Raw genomic sequence first — 15,769 nt, 5'->3', positions numbered from 1 at the left:
GTTTATTGAAAAAAAGCGCGCCACGATGACTCTTGTAGCGAACCCACATTAATTAACTGGAAGTTACATCATGCAAACACTTAGTCGTTCAATCAAGTTCGCTTTGTTTGGCACCGCACTGGCATCTTTGTCACCGATGGTCGTCTTTGCACAACAAAGCGAAATCAATATTAGCGTTCAACCCCTAGGCCAGGCATTGAATCAACTGTCTGAACAAACAGGCACCGTTATCATTGCTCCTAGCCGCCTAGTGAGTAATAAACAAGCTGTGGCCACGACGGGTCAATTGTCGGTAATGAGTGCCGTTGAGCAATTACTGCAAGGTAGCGGCTTGCAAGCTTACGCACAGCCAAGCGGTGCAATTGTCATAAAAAAAGCCAATTCATCAACCCTATCAACCCCAAATAATCGCGCAGCACACTATCAGACGCCAATGGATGAGATTGTCGTTTCAGCCCTCAAACGTGACAGTAGCTTACAAGATGCCCCAGTTGCCATTTCAGTGTTAAGCGGCGAAGAGTTAAAAGCCCAAGGCGTAACTGATTTCACTGACTTGATCGATAGTCTTTCCGGTATTTCAATTAATTCGGCTTTTGGGGGTCCTGAAAACAGCTTTATCACCATCCGTGGTATTGGTGGTGCGGACGATTATAAACCTAACGGTAATCCCTCGGTGGCACTGCATGTGGATGGCATTTATCAGACGTCTAATGCGTATTTAAGCATGCCGCTGTTTGATTTAGAGCGTATCGAAGTGTTAAAAGGGCCACAAGGTACTTTATATGGTCGAAACACCACTGCAGGTGCCATAAACGCGATCACTAAAAAACCGGGGGACTCCTTAAACGGCTATGCGGATATTGAATATGGCTCATACGATTTTGTTTCAGGTACGGCAGCAGTTGGCGGCCCAGTATCAGATAATTTAGGTATCCGAGTCGCCGTACTTATGGAGCAAGGTGGCGGCTTTATGGATGGTAAAGGTGCAGGTAATTTTGCTGGCTTTGTGCCAGAAGGTGCCGAAGGTATCGTGCCACCAGTTGCCGACCCAGGCGAACGTGACGGCTTTGGTGATGCAGATTTATTCGCTTTTCGCGGTACCGCCGTATATGACTTTGATGATGTCACTTCGCTAACCCTGCATTACTTTGTCAGTCAGGATAGGGGTGATACTCGTCAATATGACCGCATCGCCTTTGAAGATGATAACCCAGCGTTAAATGCCGGTGAAAATAGCGACCCATATTCATTCTATAGTAGTCAGTACTACTCCCATGAAATTGACGTTAACGGTTTTTCAGGTGACTTCACCCGTCAATTACATTCAGATTTAAATCTAGACATCTTGTTTGCATTGCAAAGTAGTGAACGCAATGTCAGTGGCAATGGTGACGGTACGTCATTTCCTCGGTATCAGTATAATTTCGACGATGAACTGGATCAAACTTCATTGGAAATTCGCTTAAGCGACGCCACTGGGGGCGACTTTGATTGGATAGCTGGCGCATTTTTCATGAACGACTCTGTTGATTTTACCAGTAACTGGTCCAGTTATGCCGTGCTGTCAGAGTATAGTTCCCCCTACAATCAACGACGTAACAGCTTCGCGACCTTCGGTAATATTGACTGGAACATTTCCAACGATTTAGTCGTAAGCGCAGGCCTGCGTTACACCAAAGATAACGCTAAATTTCGCGGAGAGAACATCGACTTCGATCCTTGGGGACTGTCAACATTCGAAAGTACTTTCAGCACCCAAGCGAATTTTTCTTGGGATCGTGAATTTGATGATAGCAATGTATCAGGCAAGCTAGCGGTGCAATATTTTATTAACGATAACCTCAATGTGTTTGCTTCTGTTAGCACCGCGTATCGTGGTGGCGGGTTTGATGGTACGTCAATCTTCTCAGAAGAAGAAACCCTCCCCTTTGAATCTGAAGAAGTTTTAGCTTATGAAGCGGGGGCGCGTTATGTGACTGACATTATCAACCTAACGTTTGATGTGTTCTCTTATGACTTCGAAGAACTGCAAGCCACAGCCCGCTTGTCAAATGATACAAATGGTCGAACCAACGTTGGTAAGGCAACGGTTCGCGGTGCTGAGGCGTCTATTGCTGTAACGTTATACGAAGCGAACAATCATAAAATCACCTTTAATACTGCTGGTACGTACCTAGATACAGAAATCACTGAATTCAGTTCAAATCGAGTGAATGATGTTATCAGCACTATTGGCGATCCTTTACCGGGCTCACCTGAATGGAGCCAAACAGCAGCGTTGAATTATCAAACCTCTTTTGCCAACAATACTCAACTAAATGCCCGCATTAATTACAGCTACCACGGTGAAGAATCAAATCGTCTTAACGCGGGCGATGGCAATACTGCGCCGTCTTATGACTTACTCGGTGTGCGAGTAGATGTAACCTTTAATAATGGCGTGAATCTGTATGCTTATGGGCGCAACATTACCGATGAAGTGTACTTTTTAGAGCTTAATGGTGGATCGCGTTTAGTGGGCGCACCTGCGACTTATGGCGGCGGTGTTAGTTACGCGTTTTAAAGATATTTTCTCACTGGCATATGAATAGAAACCTATGCCAATTTATTTCTTAAAAAGCGTCACCAATTTTAAGGGGCGCTTTATTATTTTACGTTTATCAAATCTCTTAGGAAATAGTAATGACGCCATTCTGGATATCATCATTTTTATTATTACTGATAGGCACAGGCAACGCCATTAGCGCCCAGTCGCCCCAAGCCAATATCATTAAAGACACGACACCGTATATTGCGGCGTCGTCATGGCCTGACCGCATTATTATTACCCCCACGAAATCCCCCGCCACCAGCCTTTCAGTAACTTGGCGCAGTGACCAATCCGTTACGTCATCTCAAGCTCAAATCGTTCAAGCAAGCCCTGATGCACGCTACGACATTCACGCTACGACGATTGAAGCTAACACTCACGCCACATCGTTGCGTCAAGGAAAAAACAATCAAGGTACATTTCGCTACCCTGCAAATGCACAATTGTCAGCGGTTAACTACCATTCCGTTACCTTTAAAGGTTTACAGGCCGATACCCTCTACAACTACCGTGTCAACGGAGCAGAAAATCAGTGGTCTCCATGGCAGCAAATTAAAACCGCAGCACAAAAAACGAATAGTGACATTGAGTTTTTGTATTTTGGTGACGCACAAAATGGCATTTACTCTCATTGGCCATTGGTGCTGCGCAAAGCCTGGCAACAGGCGTCAAATGCTGAGTTCGCCATTTACGCTGGGGATTTAGTGAATGAAGGCGCGAGTGATCATCAGTGGTCCAATTGGCTCAATGCTGGGCAGTTTATCCACAGTATGCTTCCGGCAATACTCGTACCCGGTAATCATGAATATGACTGGCAAGTTGATAAAAATGAGCAAAGAAAATGGGCCCTTTCAACACTTTGGCAAGACCAGTTTACCCTGCCCCTTACCCCTACATTACCGATTGAATTACAAGAAACCGTTTACGTTACGCGTTACCCAGACCTAGACATTTTTGTGCTTAATTCTGAGGCGCTAGGTAGCATTGCGTTGTTGCAAGCCCAAGCTCAATGGCTAGATGAAACACTACAAAATAGTTCTGCTAAATGGCGTATTGTGACTATGCATCATCCGATATTTTCATCTTGCGGCATGCCGTTAAACACCCCAGGGCAAGACGAACCTGACGTACGGGCGGCTTTCTTACCGGTATTTTTAAAGCACAATGTCGACTTAGTACTGCAAGGTCACGATCATACCTACTCTCGAGGCAGCATAGGTACAGCAGATGATATCTCTAGAATCGCCAGCCCCACGGCTCCTAAAAAAGTGAAATCCGTATTTGTTACCTCAGTTGCGGGACCGAAAACTTACCCACAAAAACCCACTCGCTGGCAAGAATACCGTGACTACGGTGTGACGCTTGAGCGCATAGGCGAGAATACCCCCACTTATCAGATAATCCAAAAAACTGCTAATAAGCTTAGATATCAGTCATTTACTACCGATGGAAAATTGTACGACGGTTTCTCCTTGGAAAAAGACCAAGACGGAAAAAATACCTTACACATTGACTCTGGTTTGCCTTTGCAGCGTACCTTTGACAACACAGGCTCTTACAAAAGCCACCATGATTTAGCCGAATAATCTCGCGTGAAATGTCTAAATGCGTCGCTACACATAAATTGATCAGACTTGATGATTAGCCTGAAGGGTTACGAATTCAGATTATTATATACACTCAAAGTGACTTTTTTATCAAATGTGTGTTTTCAGATGCATTGTCATATTTTGTTGCACGACGCCGTGGTTTTTCATCAATATCCATTTCAAAGGTAACTCTGCCGATGTTGCTTCTAAGCATCAAGATAAACCGTCCGGTCCTCACTCCCTCGATACCTTATTTAGGGCTCATTGGCGCGATGTTTGTCGGTTACTTCACAAGCGTTAAGTTTCAGTGGCTCTGTAACGCGAAAATATTGCCCATGAGGCTTTAAGACGATTCAGCACAGATGAATTATACTGCCGAGGTACATAATCCTAAATTGGCCGCTGTGTATAAGTAGCGACAACAATACATAACGATCAAATTAGCTAACGTCCCGCTACTCATTCAGCAAAAAATAACCGATAAAAATGCATTCCGACTTCCTCTTATTAAATTCGGCCTAATCCTGGGGTTTAATATCCTATATAACTGCACCTAGGCTGCACTTTTTCTGCACATTTAACTGGTAAATTCGCGTTCTTTATTTTTAATAATAGCCAAAAACTACAGGTGAAAAGATGATAAATCCTCCAGGCAGCAGAATCTTGAAATGGTCCAGCACGTTAATGTTATGTGTGCTGCTGGGAGGCTGTGGTTCTGATTCGTCTAGTGACGAGGATACTATTAACGACGGAACCGTTAATACCTCACCTGTGGTTGATGCAGGAACTGCTCAGACCGCTACAACGGGTGACGTTGTGACATTAAGCGCAACCATTAGCGATGATGATACGAATTACACCGTCATTTGGAGTCAGTTGTCAGGCACTGACGTGACACTAAGCGATTCGGCAGCCACCACAACCAGTTTCACCGCTCCGTCAGTTGAAACTGAAGAAACCTTGCAGTTTCAAGTATCGGTAGATGATGGAACCAACGATGCTGTCACAGACACCGTCTCTATTACCGTTAGCGCTGAAGACGAGGGTGAAGAATCGGACTCTGATAGTGTTTGGATCATCAATACCACGGGGGAAGTATCTTCTCGTATATTGGATTCATCTACCGGTTTAGGCGTGTTAGTAAACGTGCAATCGGTCAATGACGAGACCGTAGATGACGTCGACTATACTGTGGTCACCAGCCAGGGGATCCCAAAATACGATGTCACTATGACTCAGGATATTATTGATAGTATTAATAATCGCCCCAAAGCCAGTACAGATCTTGTAACCGGCGAAACGACAGCATCAGTCGGTGAGGTCGTCGAGTTTGGCGAAGATGTTGGTTATGTAAGCACGGGCGATGACTGTGATACCAATGCAGGATATGGTTATTGGCCACCAGGACCCGCTTGCCCCACCGAAGATGAACGAGAAGTCTATTTCCCTAAAGCGCCCGAGGCAACAACTGAAGAATGTGAGAATGGCTTAGGTAAAGTGGGCTTGTTCGTTAACGGTTCATCTGTTTATAACTGGGGCGATGGCATGAGCTACAACAGCGATGGCTCTTGGCAGAATCTTGCCCCTGTGGCCGAGCAATACGATGTTGACATCTGTGGCGGTCATTCGGCAAACGGCGACTATCATCACCATTTTTATACCAGTTGCTTAGCTGACTTAGTCGGTGATACCGGCGATCAACATTCACCTATTTATGGTTATGCTGCCGATGGATATCCTATATACGGCCCATGGCAAGATGACGGTGTACTTGCCGTAAGTGCTTGGGTCGTGCGTGATTACTCATCAAGCTCAGAGACAGGTTGTTCTGATGATGCACGCAGTTGTGCCATGGTAGATCAATACGATGCATCTCTTGGAACCGAATCGGCAACCCAAGGCCCAGAGTTTGATGATGTTGTCGAAACCTTGTCAGGTAATGAATTGGTTGCGAGTAATGGTTATTACTATGAAGATTACTATTGGAACAGTGATTTAACTGCACAAGGAGGCGCGTATCTTGATCAGTACAATGGTCATACTGATGCGACTCGTGGTTATCACTACCATGTGACAATTAGCGAAACAGATGGTGTCTATGCCCCAGCATTCCCGTATATCATCGGCACCCGCTTTGCTGGTCAACTACAAGATAATTCAGTAGCCGCATGTAGTACTGGTACCGTAACAGGACCGCCTCCAGGAGCGGGTTGATATGAAAAAACAGATATATGCTGAACCAACATCACGCTTTTTTCGTCATCTGTTGTTTGCATCGCTCACGTTAGGGGCGATTCAAATGGTTAATGTTATAGCGGTTGCGTCAACTGAAATACATGAACATAAAGCCTTAGATATTGGAGAGGGTACGCCCGTTCCCAAAATCGAATTAAGTGCTTATCGCGATGCTACTGACGGAGTCAATATTCATGTAGAAATAGACAACTACGTGCTCAATGCGCCCGATTTAGCCATTGATACGCCGGACCATAAAGTTGCAGGGGTCCTGCAAGGACATGCCCATGTATTTGTAAACGGAATTAAGCGACAACGTCTATACGGTAAAGATATGCATGTACCGCAAAGTTGGTTAATAAAGGGAGTCAATCAGGTGGCTGTTTCCCTTAATAGCCACCAACATGAAAACTGGATGTCGGGAGACCACAATATTGTAGGCTCGATATTCTTGGATTTGTCTAAAGAACCTATGGTTTTACATAACTTCACTTCTCAGCCAATTGAAAACAAACATGCCCACCATTAGGTGAGCATGTATTATTATCAGCACGTTTTGCTTTATAAATGCAGTGAGTCATGGCTGCTATTCACAACTAACACTCTCCCCCTAATAGAAGCGCATCTACTTGCTACTTACCACTTACTAATCGATATCCAAATCAAACTTCACCTTTTGCATTTCACGCTGTATGCCACTCTCACCATCAAGCAATAACTGGCCGACGCTGACAGGTGTGTCTTCATCCAGTGTAAGCGTGATGGCATCACCTTCAAGCAAGGCGATACCTGCATCTGTGAGTTGCTGCTCTATTTTATTATTGGTATTGGCCTTTGCTTGCTGGCCTCGCTCAATGGCTTTATCACGTAATGAATCAGCTGACACGCCTTTTTGTTTTGCCTCACTATTTAATAATGTGTCTAGTAGGCCATCATCTTCTAAATAGACGGATGCTTCGTGGATCACAAGTTCTTGTAACATCACCGTACCCATTAATAGCGCATTATGACTTCCTAGACCTTGGAGTTTTTTAAGGCCAGTCATCTCCATTGATACACGCACCTCACCGATATCATCGCCTTCGATGCTGAACTCTTCTAATTCAGCCTTATCATCTTCCACATCCACTTCCAAGGCGAAGTCCAAATCCACTTCATTCCCTTTTTGTTGCAGTAGATAAATAAACGCTTCATATAGGTCTTTCGGCTTGTCGCTCACCAAAAAGTCAGCGACACTAATGTCATCAGCAGATAAGACAATCTCACTTAAGACACCTTCTTCTTGTGCAAATTCTTTAATAATAAGCTCATCGATGAGTACCTTGCCAAAGCCGGTATCTATTATCAACTCATCAATAGTTGCTCCACCAAAAGGTGAAGCAGATACATCCCCATAAGCCATTTCCACACCATAACTACGGCTTTCGTTGACCAAATTATCCAAGGCATCTTCAGCCTTATTGGTGGCCACAATCGAACCGCCGATATAACCAGCAGCTAAAACCACAATTCCAACCAAGACTATTTTTTTAACATCCATATATTCGCTCTTCTATTAAATTCGTGACCCATGCTATAGATATCAATCAATACCATTGTTTGCAATCAAATCAGTCGATACATTAGTCTATGGGTATAAGTTTAGGGGCCGAAAAAGATCAGGCGTTGAATCAAAATAATCATTGAGATAGCATCGTTATTGCGTAAAGCTTATATTCTATATACAAATCAATCGCGACTATAATCATGCTTGCAGCACATTATTCATCAGTCATATTATTAATGATTGGCCTTTTTTTCACAGTGAATCAATCGGCTTTTGCCGAGCAAAATAATTGGTTAAAAGCGGGAAAAGTTGCCATTAGCTTGTCTTACGATGACGCCTTATTGAGTCAACTAGAAAACGTTGTACCCGCCCTGAACAAAAGAGAACTCAAAGCCTCTTTTTACGTCGTTCCCCTATCACCGGAATTTAAAGACCGACTACCGCAATGGCGAGCACTGGCAAAACAAGGCCATGAATTAGGTAATCATTCATTGTTTCATGCGTGTAAAGGCTCACTGCCCGGCAGAGAATGGGTACAACCGGAAAACGATCTAGATACTCGCACGGTTAGCGCTATGGTCAACGAAATTACTGTTGCCAACACCTTGCTTCACGCAGTTGACGGCGAAACCATTCGCACTTTCACACCGCCATGTTTTGACCAGCAAACCCAAGATGGTAATTACTTGCTGGCAGTTAAAACGCAATTTATCGCCGTAAAGAGCTGTGATGCTAACGACTTTTCAGTTCTTATCGCCCCTGAGGACCTAACAGCTAAGCAAATCATTGCTTTTATTGAAAGCCAACCGAAAAATATTAAACTCGTTAATATTCTGTTCCATGGAGTCGGTGGTGACCACCTCATAACGGCGACTGCTGAACATAACGCGTTACTCGACTACCTTGTTAATCATCAAGATAAATACTGGGTAGATACCTATCGAAATATCCGCTTAGCCGTTCCCCCTAAACCTGACGAATTTCCAAATAGTGATGTATGCCCTGGATAATATTTAGCGGGTAACGGCGCTAACAACATTTAAATAACAAATTGTCGAGGCGCTTTATATTAAAATGGGAAAAACTGTTTATCCCAAGGACCCTAAATGTTTGCAGGCCTCGACTTTGGCACCTCTAATTGTTCAATTGCCGTAATGGAGAATGGACACCCCGTATTACTCCCTCTAGAGGACGGTAAAACGCGTCTTCCATCATCTCTTTTTATTGAACACGGAATGTCAGCGCCTGCAATCATTACCGATGAAGCGCTTGGCGCACAAATCGCCGCACTCAAAAATGAGCAAGATAAAACCCTTTCCCTCACACAAGAACAGCTGGTGAATATAGCCCGTAAGCAATTGCGTAAAGCCCACCGGCTGCATAATGCTGGCGACCAACGCGCACAAAGCATAGTACAAGCGCTGGCAGCTAACGGAGATGTAATTTTTGGTGAAGAAGCGGAGCTGATGCATATATCAGATCCCGAAAGTGGCTTTTATATAAAATCACCTAAATCATTTTTAGGTGCAGACATTAACGCCACGCAGCGAGCCGTATTCACCACCATAGTCGAAAAAATGCTCGCCTTTATCAAACAGGAAACTGAAAGCCTTAAACATAATGAGCTAAGCCAAATCATGATTGGTCGCCCAGTTAACTTTCACGGTTTGCTTGGCAAAGACGGTAATAAACAAGCCTTGAGCATCATCAATAGTGCCGCCGAAAAAGTCGGTTTTAAAGAGATACAGTTTTTAATGGAACCCGTGGCCGCTGCTTATGATTACGAACGTCAGCTAAGCGAAGACAAGCTTGTATTGATCCTTGATTTAGGCGGTGGTACTACTGATTGCTCAATGATCAAAGTGGGCCCCAGCTATGTGAAGTTAATTGATCGACAAGATTGTATTCTGAGTCACACAGGTAAACGGATTGGCGGTATTGATTTAGATAACAAACTCGCCCTAATGGCATTAATGCCTGAATTTGGCAAGAATACCGTGTTAAATAATGGTCTTCCTGTGCCGAATCACTTATTTAAACAGGCCGTGACGGTCAACGACGTTGCCGCGCAGCAAGAGTTTAATGGGCGTATAACAGGGAAAGATATTGAAGAGTATTGCCGCATCAGTCCTAACCCCAAATTAAATCGTCTAAAAGCGTTACGCGACGGTAAATATGGACTGCGGGTAAGCCGTAGTGCAGAACAGGCAAAAATTTTGCTGTCTGACAACGAAGATATTCGCTTAGCCCTGCATTACATAGAACAGGGTTTTGAAGTGCCGATCACGCGTTCTCAATTAAGCGATGCTATAGCTGACGAGTTGAGTAAGTTTGAACGATTGATGAAAGAAGCCATTCAACAAGCAGGGGCCACACCAGACGTGTTATACGTCACTGGGGGAACCGCAATGTCGCCTGTGGTTCAGCACTGGATAAACTCAGTATTCCCCGGTCTTGAAATTGTGATTGGTGATCACTTTGGTAGTGTCACTTCAGGTTTAACCACTCATGCCCAGCGTATATTTACTGGCTAAAATCCTATTTAAAGAACAAAAAAGCTGCCCACAGATTATCACTGTGAGCAGCTTTGACTGAAACCACTTATCGGTATTTACGCTACTTGTGTAATGAAATCTTCATCACTACGACGTACCTTTTTCAAGTTGACTAACCAGTCGCCATCATCAGCGCGATAACCTAATGGCAGCATGACAACGGAACGTAAACCTTTTTCACGCAGTCCTAGAATAGCGTCCACTTCATCTGGCGTAAAACCTTCCATGGGCGTGCTATCCACTTTGGCGTCAGCTGCAGCAATCAAGGCTGAGCCCAAACCGATGTACGCTTGACGGGCGGCGTGCTCAAAGTTCGTTTGCGCATCACGCCCAGGGTAGGCATTGAGCAGCATATTTCGGTAATCTTCCCAACCTTGGTTTATAGAGCCGCGCTGTTCGTTGACCAAATCAAACATCATGTTAATGCGCTCGGCTGTATAGTTATCCCAAGCAGCAAACACAAGAAGGTGAGACGCATCCGTGATTTGTTGTTGTCCCCATGCATGAGGCACGATTTGCTGACGGATTTCTTTATTCGTGACCACTATCACTTCGTATGGTTGTAGGCCGCTAGAACTGGCACTAAGGCGAATAGCCTCTAAAATGAAATCCACTTTATCTTGGCTAACTACTTTGCTTGAATCAAATTTTTTAGTCGCATAACGCCATTGTAAATCTTGCAGTAAATCAGACATATAACCTCTTTTTTTAGGGTGTGTTTAATGAACACGCCATCAGTCTTAACTTACCGTTTAAATAGGGATGAAAGAGGTGGGAAACAAGGCACAGCAGAAAATTAGCTATCGGTTCGTACGTAAAATAATGAGCAATAATATAGTTGTTAAGGATAAAAATTACCTAACTCCCCGAACATTTAACCAGTAAATAGTCCGGGAAGTTAAGTCACAGGCGTTAACCAGCCTGATTAACAATCTCTTGCATCTGACTTTTTATATCACCATGGGCGTACAAGGTTTTGATTTGCTTTTGGTATTCGGTTACAAAACGCGGCTGAGACTTGACGTCCCCGAAAACACTTTCAAGTTGTAAAAATGCTAAAGAGTTTTGCGCGGTTAATGCAGCAGTTTTATGCAACTCGTCAGCCATCACATCGTTAATATCCAATGGTTCACCACGTAAATTAACTCGTTTATCACTGTAATAACACCAGGCGGCTAACACCAAGGTGACACATTCGATCTTGCCATGCTTGGCTAAATTTGCCAACAACGTTGGCATCAAAAAGGTCGCCACTTTTGACGAGCTCTCGAGGCAAATACGCGACAAGCTGTCTTTAATATTCGGATTAGAGAAGCGTTCAAACAACACGTCTTTGTACTCCGATAATTCAATACCAGGAACAGGATCGAGAATAGGCGTTACTTCGCTATCCATAAACAGGCGCAGATAACGTCTGAATAATGGCTCTTGTACGGCTGAGTCAATCGTCTCTTGCACATCAATTGAACCTAGAATGCCAAGTACCGAGTGCCCTGCGTTGAGTAGACGAATTTTCATTTTTTCGTAGGGCGTAACATCAGCCACAAATTGCGCGCCGACTTGTTCCCATAATGGTCGTGTATCGCTAAACTTGTCTTCAATGATCCACTGAATAAAAGGTTCACACACAACTGGCCAATTATCTTGTAGGCCAACTTCGTCGGTTAAATATGCCATATCGGCAGGAGTAGTCGCCGGTGTAATGCGATCAACCATAGCGTTAGGAAATTGCACGTCATTGGCAATCCATTGAGCTAAATCCTGATCAAACTTACCTACATATGCCAATAACATTTTGCGGGTCATATTACCGTTGTGCTGAATATTGTCACAAGACTGCACGGTAAAGGGCTTTTTTCCAGCATCTTTACGTATTTTAAGGGCTGCAGCCAAATAGCCAAAAACCAAACGAGGTGATTCTGGGTGGGCTAAATCGTGCACCACATCAGGATGCTCAAAATCAAATCCGTCCGTAACAGGGTTGAAGTTATACCCACCTTCTGTGATGGTTAACGATACAATTTTTGTTTCTTCGCTGGCCATTTTATCAATGACTTTTTGCGGGTCGTCACAGCTAAGCAAAAAGTCGGTAAGGCATCCAATAACCCGATTTTCAATTTGCCCATTGGGATGCTTAACGGTCAATGTGTACAGAAAATCTTGATCTTTAAGAATGCTCTGCATTTTACGGTCGCCTTCACGCAAACCGACACCGCAAATACCCCAGCTTAAATCGCCACTTTGCTGCATGTAATCATCGGTATAAAAAGCTTCATGCGAGCGATGAAAGCCTCCCACTCCAATATGCACAATACCCGCCGTAACAGCGCTACGATCATAATTTGGAACCGTGACACCTTCAGGCAGTACAGCCAGATTAGCTTGGTTCAATAAAATAGTATTTTGATTAGTCATTTATGTGTCCTAAATGCTGGTTGCAGCTGCGGTTTTTGTGTTGGTGACAGAGACCATTTTCTTACGCTGCATTGCCCAATAAGCAGTGAAAAAATAGATTAATGTGCAAACGAAAGCAACGGTGAAAAACAGGTCTCGGTTAACTTCATAGTCAGGGATACCAACACTGAAAAACATGGTATTGCACGCCAACACGAACGTAACGATCAAACTTACAAGAGAGGTTATGCGTAATAATTTGGTTAGCTTTGACATGTCTTGCAATACTTCAGGTTCAAGTTCTGCCTGTGCAGCCTGATGCTGCTCTACGCGTTCGTCGAATGCTTGCATATTAGCTTGTTCTTCTGGGTACTCGTCAGCCGCACCGTGGCGTCTCGCCATAAACGTATAAACAATAATGGTAAAGAACCAAGTCGGAATAAATAGATAATAGAAAGACAATATATCTAACGCATTTAAACCAAAACCGAACACTAATCCCATGCCCCAAGCCACAACAGCCGGACGGCTATGAGTCAACTGACGATATGCTACCCAATAACGGGTAAAACCTATACGTGGAAAGATGAAATGCTCGGCAAAAACAATGGCTCCTACTGGCACAACCAATAAACCAGCGTAGGTCAAAAGTGGCAGTAACTTAGTAAAAACAAAGGGGAAGCAGGCGATACACACTGTCACAATGCCTACCATAAAGGTAGTTTTGTTGCGTGAATGCGTTTTAAAAATGGCTTGAGCCGCTAGGCCTGCACGGTATAAATTGGCATTGGCGGTTGTCCAGCCAGCAACGATAACAATAACCAGACCAGATAGGCCTAGTGCTTGATATGCAACGTCACCTGGGTCTAGTTCAACAATCGATTTCTGTACGATGATTGCGGTCCCCGCACCCATAATACCGGCTGAAATCCAAGCGATGTAATGACCAAATAACATGCCCGCTGAAGTACATAAACCGTATGAACGTTTGCGTGCATAACGCAATAACGCCATATCAATCAAGCCTACATGGGTAATGGTATTCGCGGCCCAAGAAAAGCCAATGACTTCAAGTAAACCAATACCTGGCTCACCATTAGAATTCAGTCCCGTCCATACTGATATACTACCAATCTCCATGAAATCTGCCCAACCGTTTAAGCTTGTCTGCCCAATTACTGAATCAGCAAGGGCTGGCATAAGAATTAACGGGCCACTAACAAACATAACTAACAACCAAGGCGCACAGATACCAGAGAAGTTAGAAACCGCAGTAAAACCATACATCGCCACTAATACCACAATGAATCCCACGGCCAGTACGATCGCCACAAACCAAGGATTAGTCGGATACCAATTCAGCTGTGCTGGTATATTGAAAGCGAACCGCACCGCTGTAGCCGAGACCGTAATCATGGCGGCCGATATAACAGTGAAGATAATTACGTTCGCCCAATTATAAAGCTTAGTCATTGAATCACCTGCAATTTTTTGCAAGTAAGTATAAAGACTTAAACGGGTTTCTACGGCGATAGGCGTAGTGATAAAAGTCCAGCTAAGGACCGCTAAAATATTACCTATTAATAGACCGAGCAAAATATCGGTCATGGTCGCGCCAAGCGCGACAAACGTCGCACCAAACACAAATTCCGTGGCAGCAACATGCTCACCGGCGTAAAGACCTAGAAAGTGAGTCCACCCTTTTAATTTGTGTTTTGGAATCGGTAGCTGCTCTTCGCTAATATTCCCGATATTGGTGTTTTGCGTTTGTGACGTCATATTGTTTATCCAACTAGCTGTCTGTTTATGCCCACGCCGAACCCATTTACCGAGAACTTCGTTACTAACTTAATAGGTGTGATTGCCGCTGTTCTCAAATAAAACTTTTGAACGAACCCACGCATTTAATTAGAACCTGACGATTAAATGGGCATATGCCCTTAGTTCGAGCATATTCCCAAAATTGAGTACTACTTGTCAACTCTTTGTTAATGACAACTGAAGCTCGGCAACATCGTCAATTCTGCGAACCTAGCATTTAGAATCCGCCTGAAACTCTTATCCCTAAGAATATAAATTCTAATATTTTCAATAAGATAACAATATATGAAATCACTTTAGACAGCGAGTAATTAAAGTGAGTAGTTAATACTTTGTGAATTAATAAAGATAAAAAAATGTATTTTTTTTAACCGAACGGATAAAAAAGTGAAAATATACGTAAAGAAGCAATGCAGATTTAAAGAGGGAAGTAGGCGCAGGCATATTACACTCAATAGATAAAATACTCACTATGCCGATTAAACCGCGACTCTCATCTTTATGCATCGTCACTGGGCGGCCGTCAATTTGGTTAGATGTTTTTTTATCATTTACATCAATCAAAAATTTATAAGCATTCATGATATAAGTTTGCTTGCCTAAATCAAACGTGAGCATACCAAAGTCACTGCCTTTTTCGTGTATCTGAACATAACGATACCCAGAATCTTCCACTAATGAATTAGCGACAGCATAGACACAGGTTAATATAACCACCTAATCTACCCGCTGTAGGGTCACGGTCAATATGTTGAATCGGCGTGCCCCTTCCCCCATAGGTTGCCTTGCAATACGTCATGAGATTCGCCTAGGCAAACAGTCGGTTGATTTATGGGTGACAAAGTAAGTGATCGTAAAGTATTGTTGCTCTTAACGTGAAGCTGAACCGTTTGATTATCTTTTTAATCCAAAGGCCCAGGCAGCGCGCTAAGTTTAAGCACAAAATCTTCGCCGTCATCCAATCAATGTGTACACATGCTAGCGGCTACTCCCTTTGGCATTTTGTTGCTACAATACTGTTTTTTCATACAGTTTGTTT

At 43.6% G+C, this 15,769-nt stretch carries 11 protein-coding genes; 6 read left to right on the top strand and 5 right to left on the bottom strand.

Annotation, left to right across the window (positions count from 1 at the left end; translation table 11 throughout):
* Positions 1 to 70 precede the first annotated feature (70 nt).
* The 4 genes from GQR89_RS03630 (at position 71) to GQR89_RS03615 (ending at position 6,943) form a co-directional block, all read left to right on the top strand.
* Positions 71 to 2,563 (top strand): TonB-dependent receptor, encoded by a 2,493-nt coding sequence (locus GQR89_RS03630; RefSeq protein ID WP_158768807.1) that lies wholly within the window; start codon positions 71 to 73, stop codon positions 2,561 to 2,563.
* Positions 2,564 to 2,682: 119 nt separating this feature from the next.
* Positions 2,683 to 4,176 (top strand): metallophosphoesterase family protein, encoded by a 1,494-nt coding sequence (locus GQR89_RS03625; protein WP_158768806.1) that lies wholly within the window; start codon positions 2,683 to 2,685, stop codon positions 4,174 to 4,176.
* Between the two features lie 639 nt (positions 4,177 to 4,815).
* Entirely contained in the window at positions 4,816 to 6,393 is a 1,578-nt protein-coding gene (locus tag GQR89_RS03620) for a YHYH protein (RefSeq protein WP_158768805.1), read from the top strand.
* A gap of 1 nt (position 6,394) precedes the next feature.
* Positions 6,395 to 6,943, top strand: coding sequence for a hypothetical protein (locus GQR89_RS03615; RefSeq protein ID WP_233269067.1), 549 nt, complete (start codon positions 6,395 to 6,397; stop codon positions 6,941 to 6,943).
* 117 nt (positions 6,944 to 7,060) lie between these two features.
* On the opposite strand, the gene GQR89_RS03610 is transcribed toward GQR89_RS03615, so the two are convergent.
* Positions 7,061 to 7,954 (bottom strand): hypothetical protein, encoded by an 894-nt coding sequence (locus tag GQR89_RS03610; RefSeq protein ID WP_158768804.1) that lies wholly within the window; start codon positions 7,952 to 7,954, stop codon positions 7,061 to 7,063.
* Between the two features lie 206 nt (positions 7,955 to 8,160).
* Between GQR89_RS03610 and GQR89_RS03605 the strand changes: the two genes are divergently transcribed.
* Positions 8,161 to 8,970, top strand: a complete 810-nt coding sequence (locus GQR89_RS03605; protein WP_233269066.1) for a polysaccharide deacetylase family protein — start codon at positions 8,161 to 8,163, stop codon at positions 8,968 to 8,970.
* Between the two features lie 96 nt (positions 8,971 to 9,066).
* Entirely contained in the window at positions 9,067 to 10,494 is a 1,428-nt protein-coding gene (gene yegD / locus GQR89_RS03600) for a molecular chaperone (RefSeq protein ID WP_158768803.1), read from the top strand.
* Between the two features lie 77 nt (positions 10,495 to 10,571).
* On the opposite strand, the gene GQR89_RS03595 is transcribed toward yegD, so the two are convergent.
* From GQR89_RS03595 to GQR89_RS21265, 4 genes are all read right to left on the bottom strand, one after another.
* Positions 10,572 to 11,210: an NAD(P)H-dependent oxidoreductase gene (locus GQR89_RS03595; RefSeq protein WP_158768802.1), complete on the bottom strand. Its 639-nt coding sequence runs from the start codon at positions 11,208 to 11,210 to the stop codon at positions 10,572 to 10,574.
* Positions 11,211 to 11,427: 217 nt separating this feature from the next.
* Complete coding sequence (locus tag GQR89_RS03590; protein ID WP_158768801.1) at positions 11,428 to 12,930, bottom strand: mannitol dehydrogenase family protein; 1,503 nt, start codon at positions 12,928 to 12,930, stop codon at positions 11,428 to 11,430.
* A 9-nt stretch (positions 12,931 to 12,939) separates the two neighbouring features.
* Positions 12,940 to 14,688, bottom strand: a complete 1,749-nt coding sequence (locus GQR89_RS03585) for a cytosine permease (protein WP_158768800.1) — start codon at positions 14,686 to 14,688, stop codon at positions 12,940 to 12,942.
* 381 nt (positions 14,689 to 15,069) lie between these two features.
* Positions 15,070 to 15,447 (bottom strand): hypothetical protein, encoded by a 378-nt coding sequence (locus GQR89_RS21265; protein WP_199271367.1) that lies wholly within the window; start codon positions 15,445 to 15,447, stop codon positions 15,070 to 15,072.
* Positions 15,448 to 15,769: the final 322 nt, after the last annotated feature.

The sequence above is a fragment of the Paraglaciecola sp. L1A13 genome (genome assembly GCF_009796745.1).
Classification (GTDB): Bacteria; Pseudomonadota; Gammaproteobacteria; order Enterobacterales; family Alteromonadaceae; genus Paraglaciecola.
This window is presented reverse-complemented; position numbering and strand designations above follow the sequence as displayed.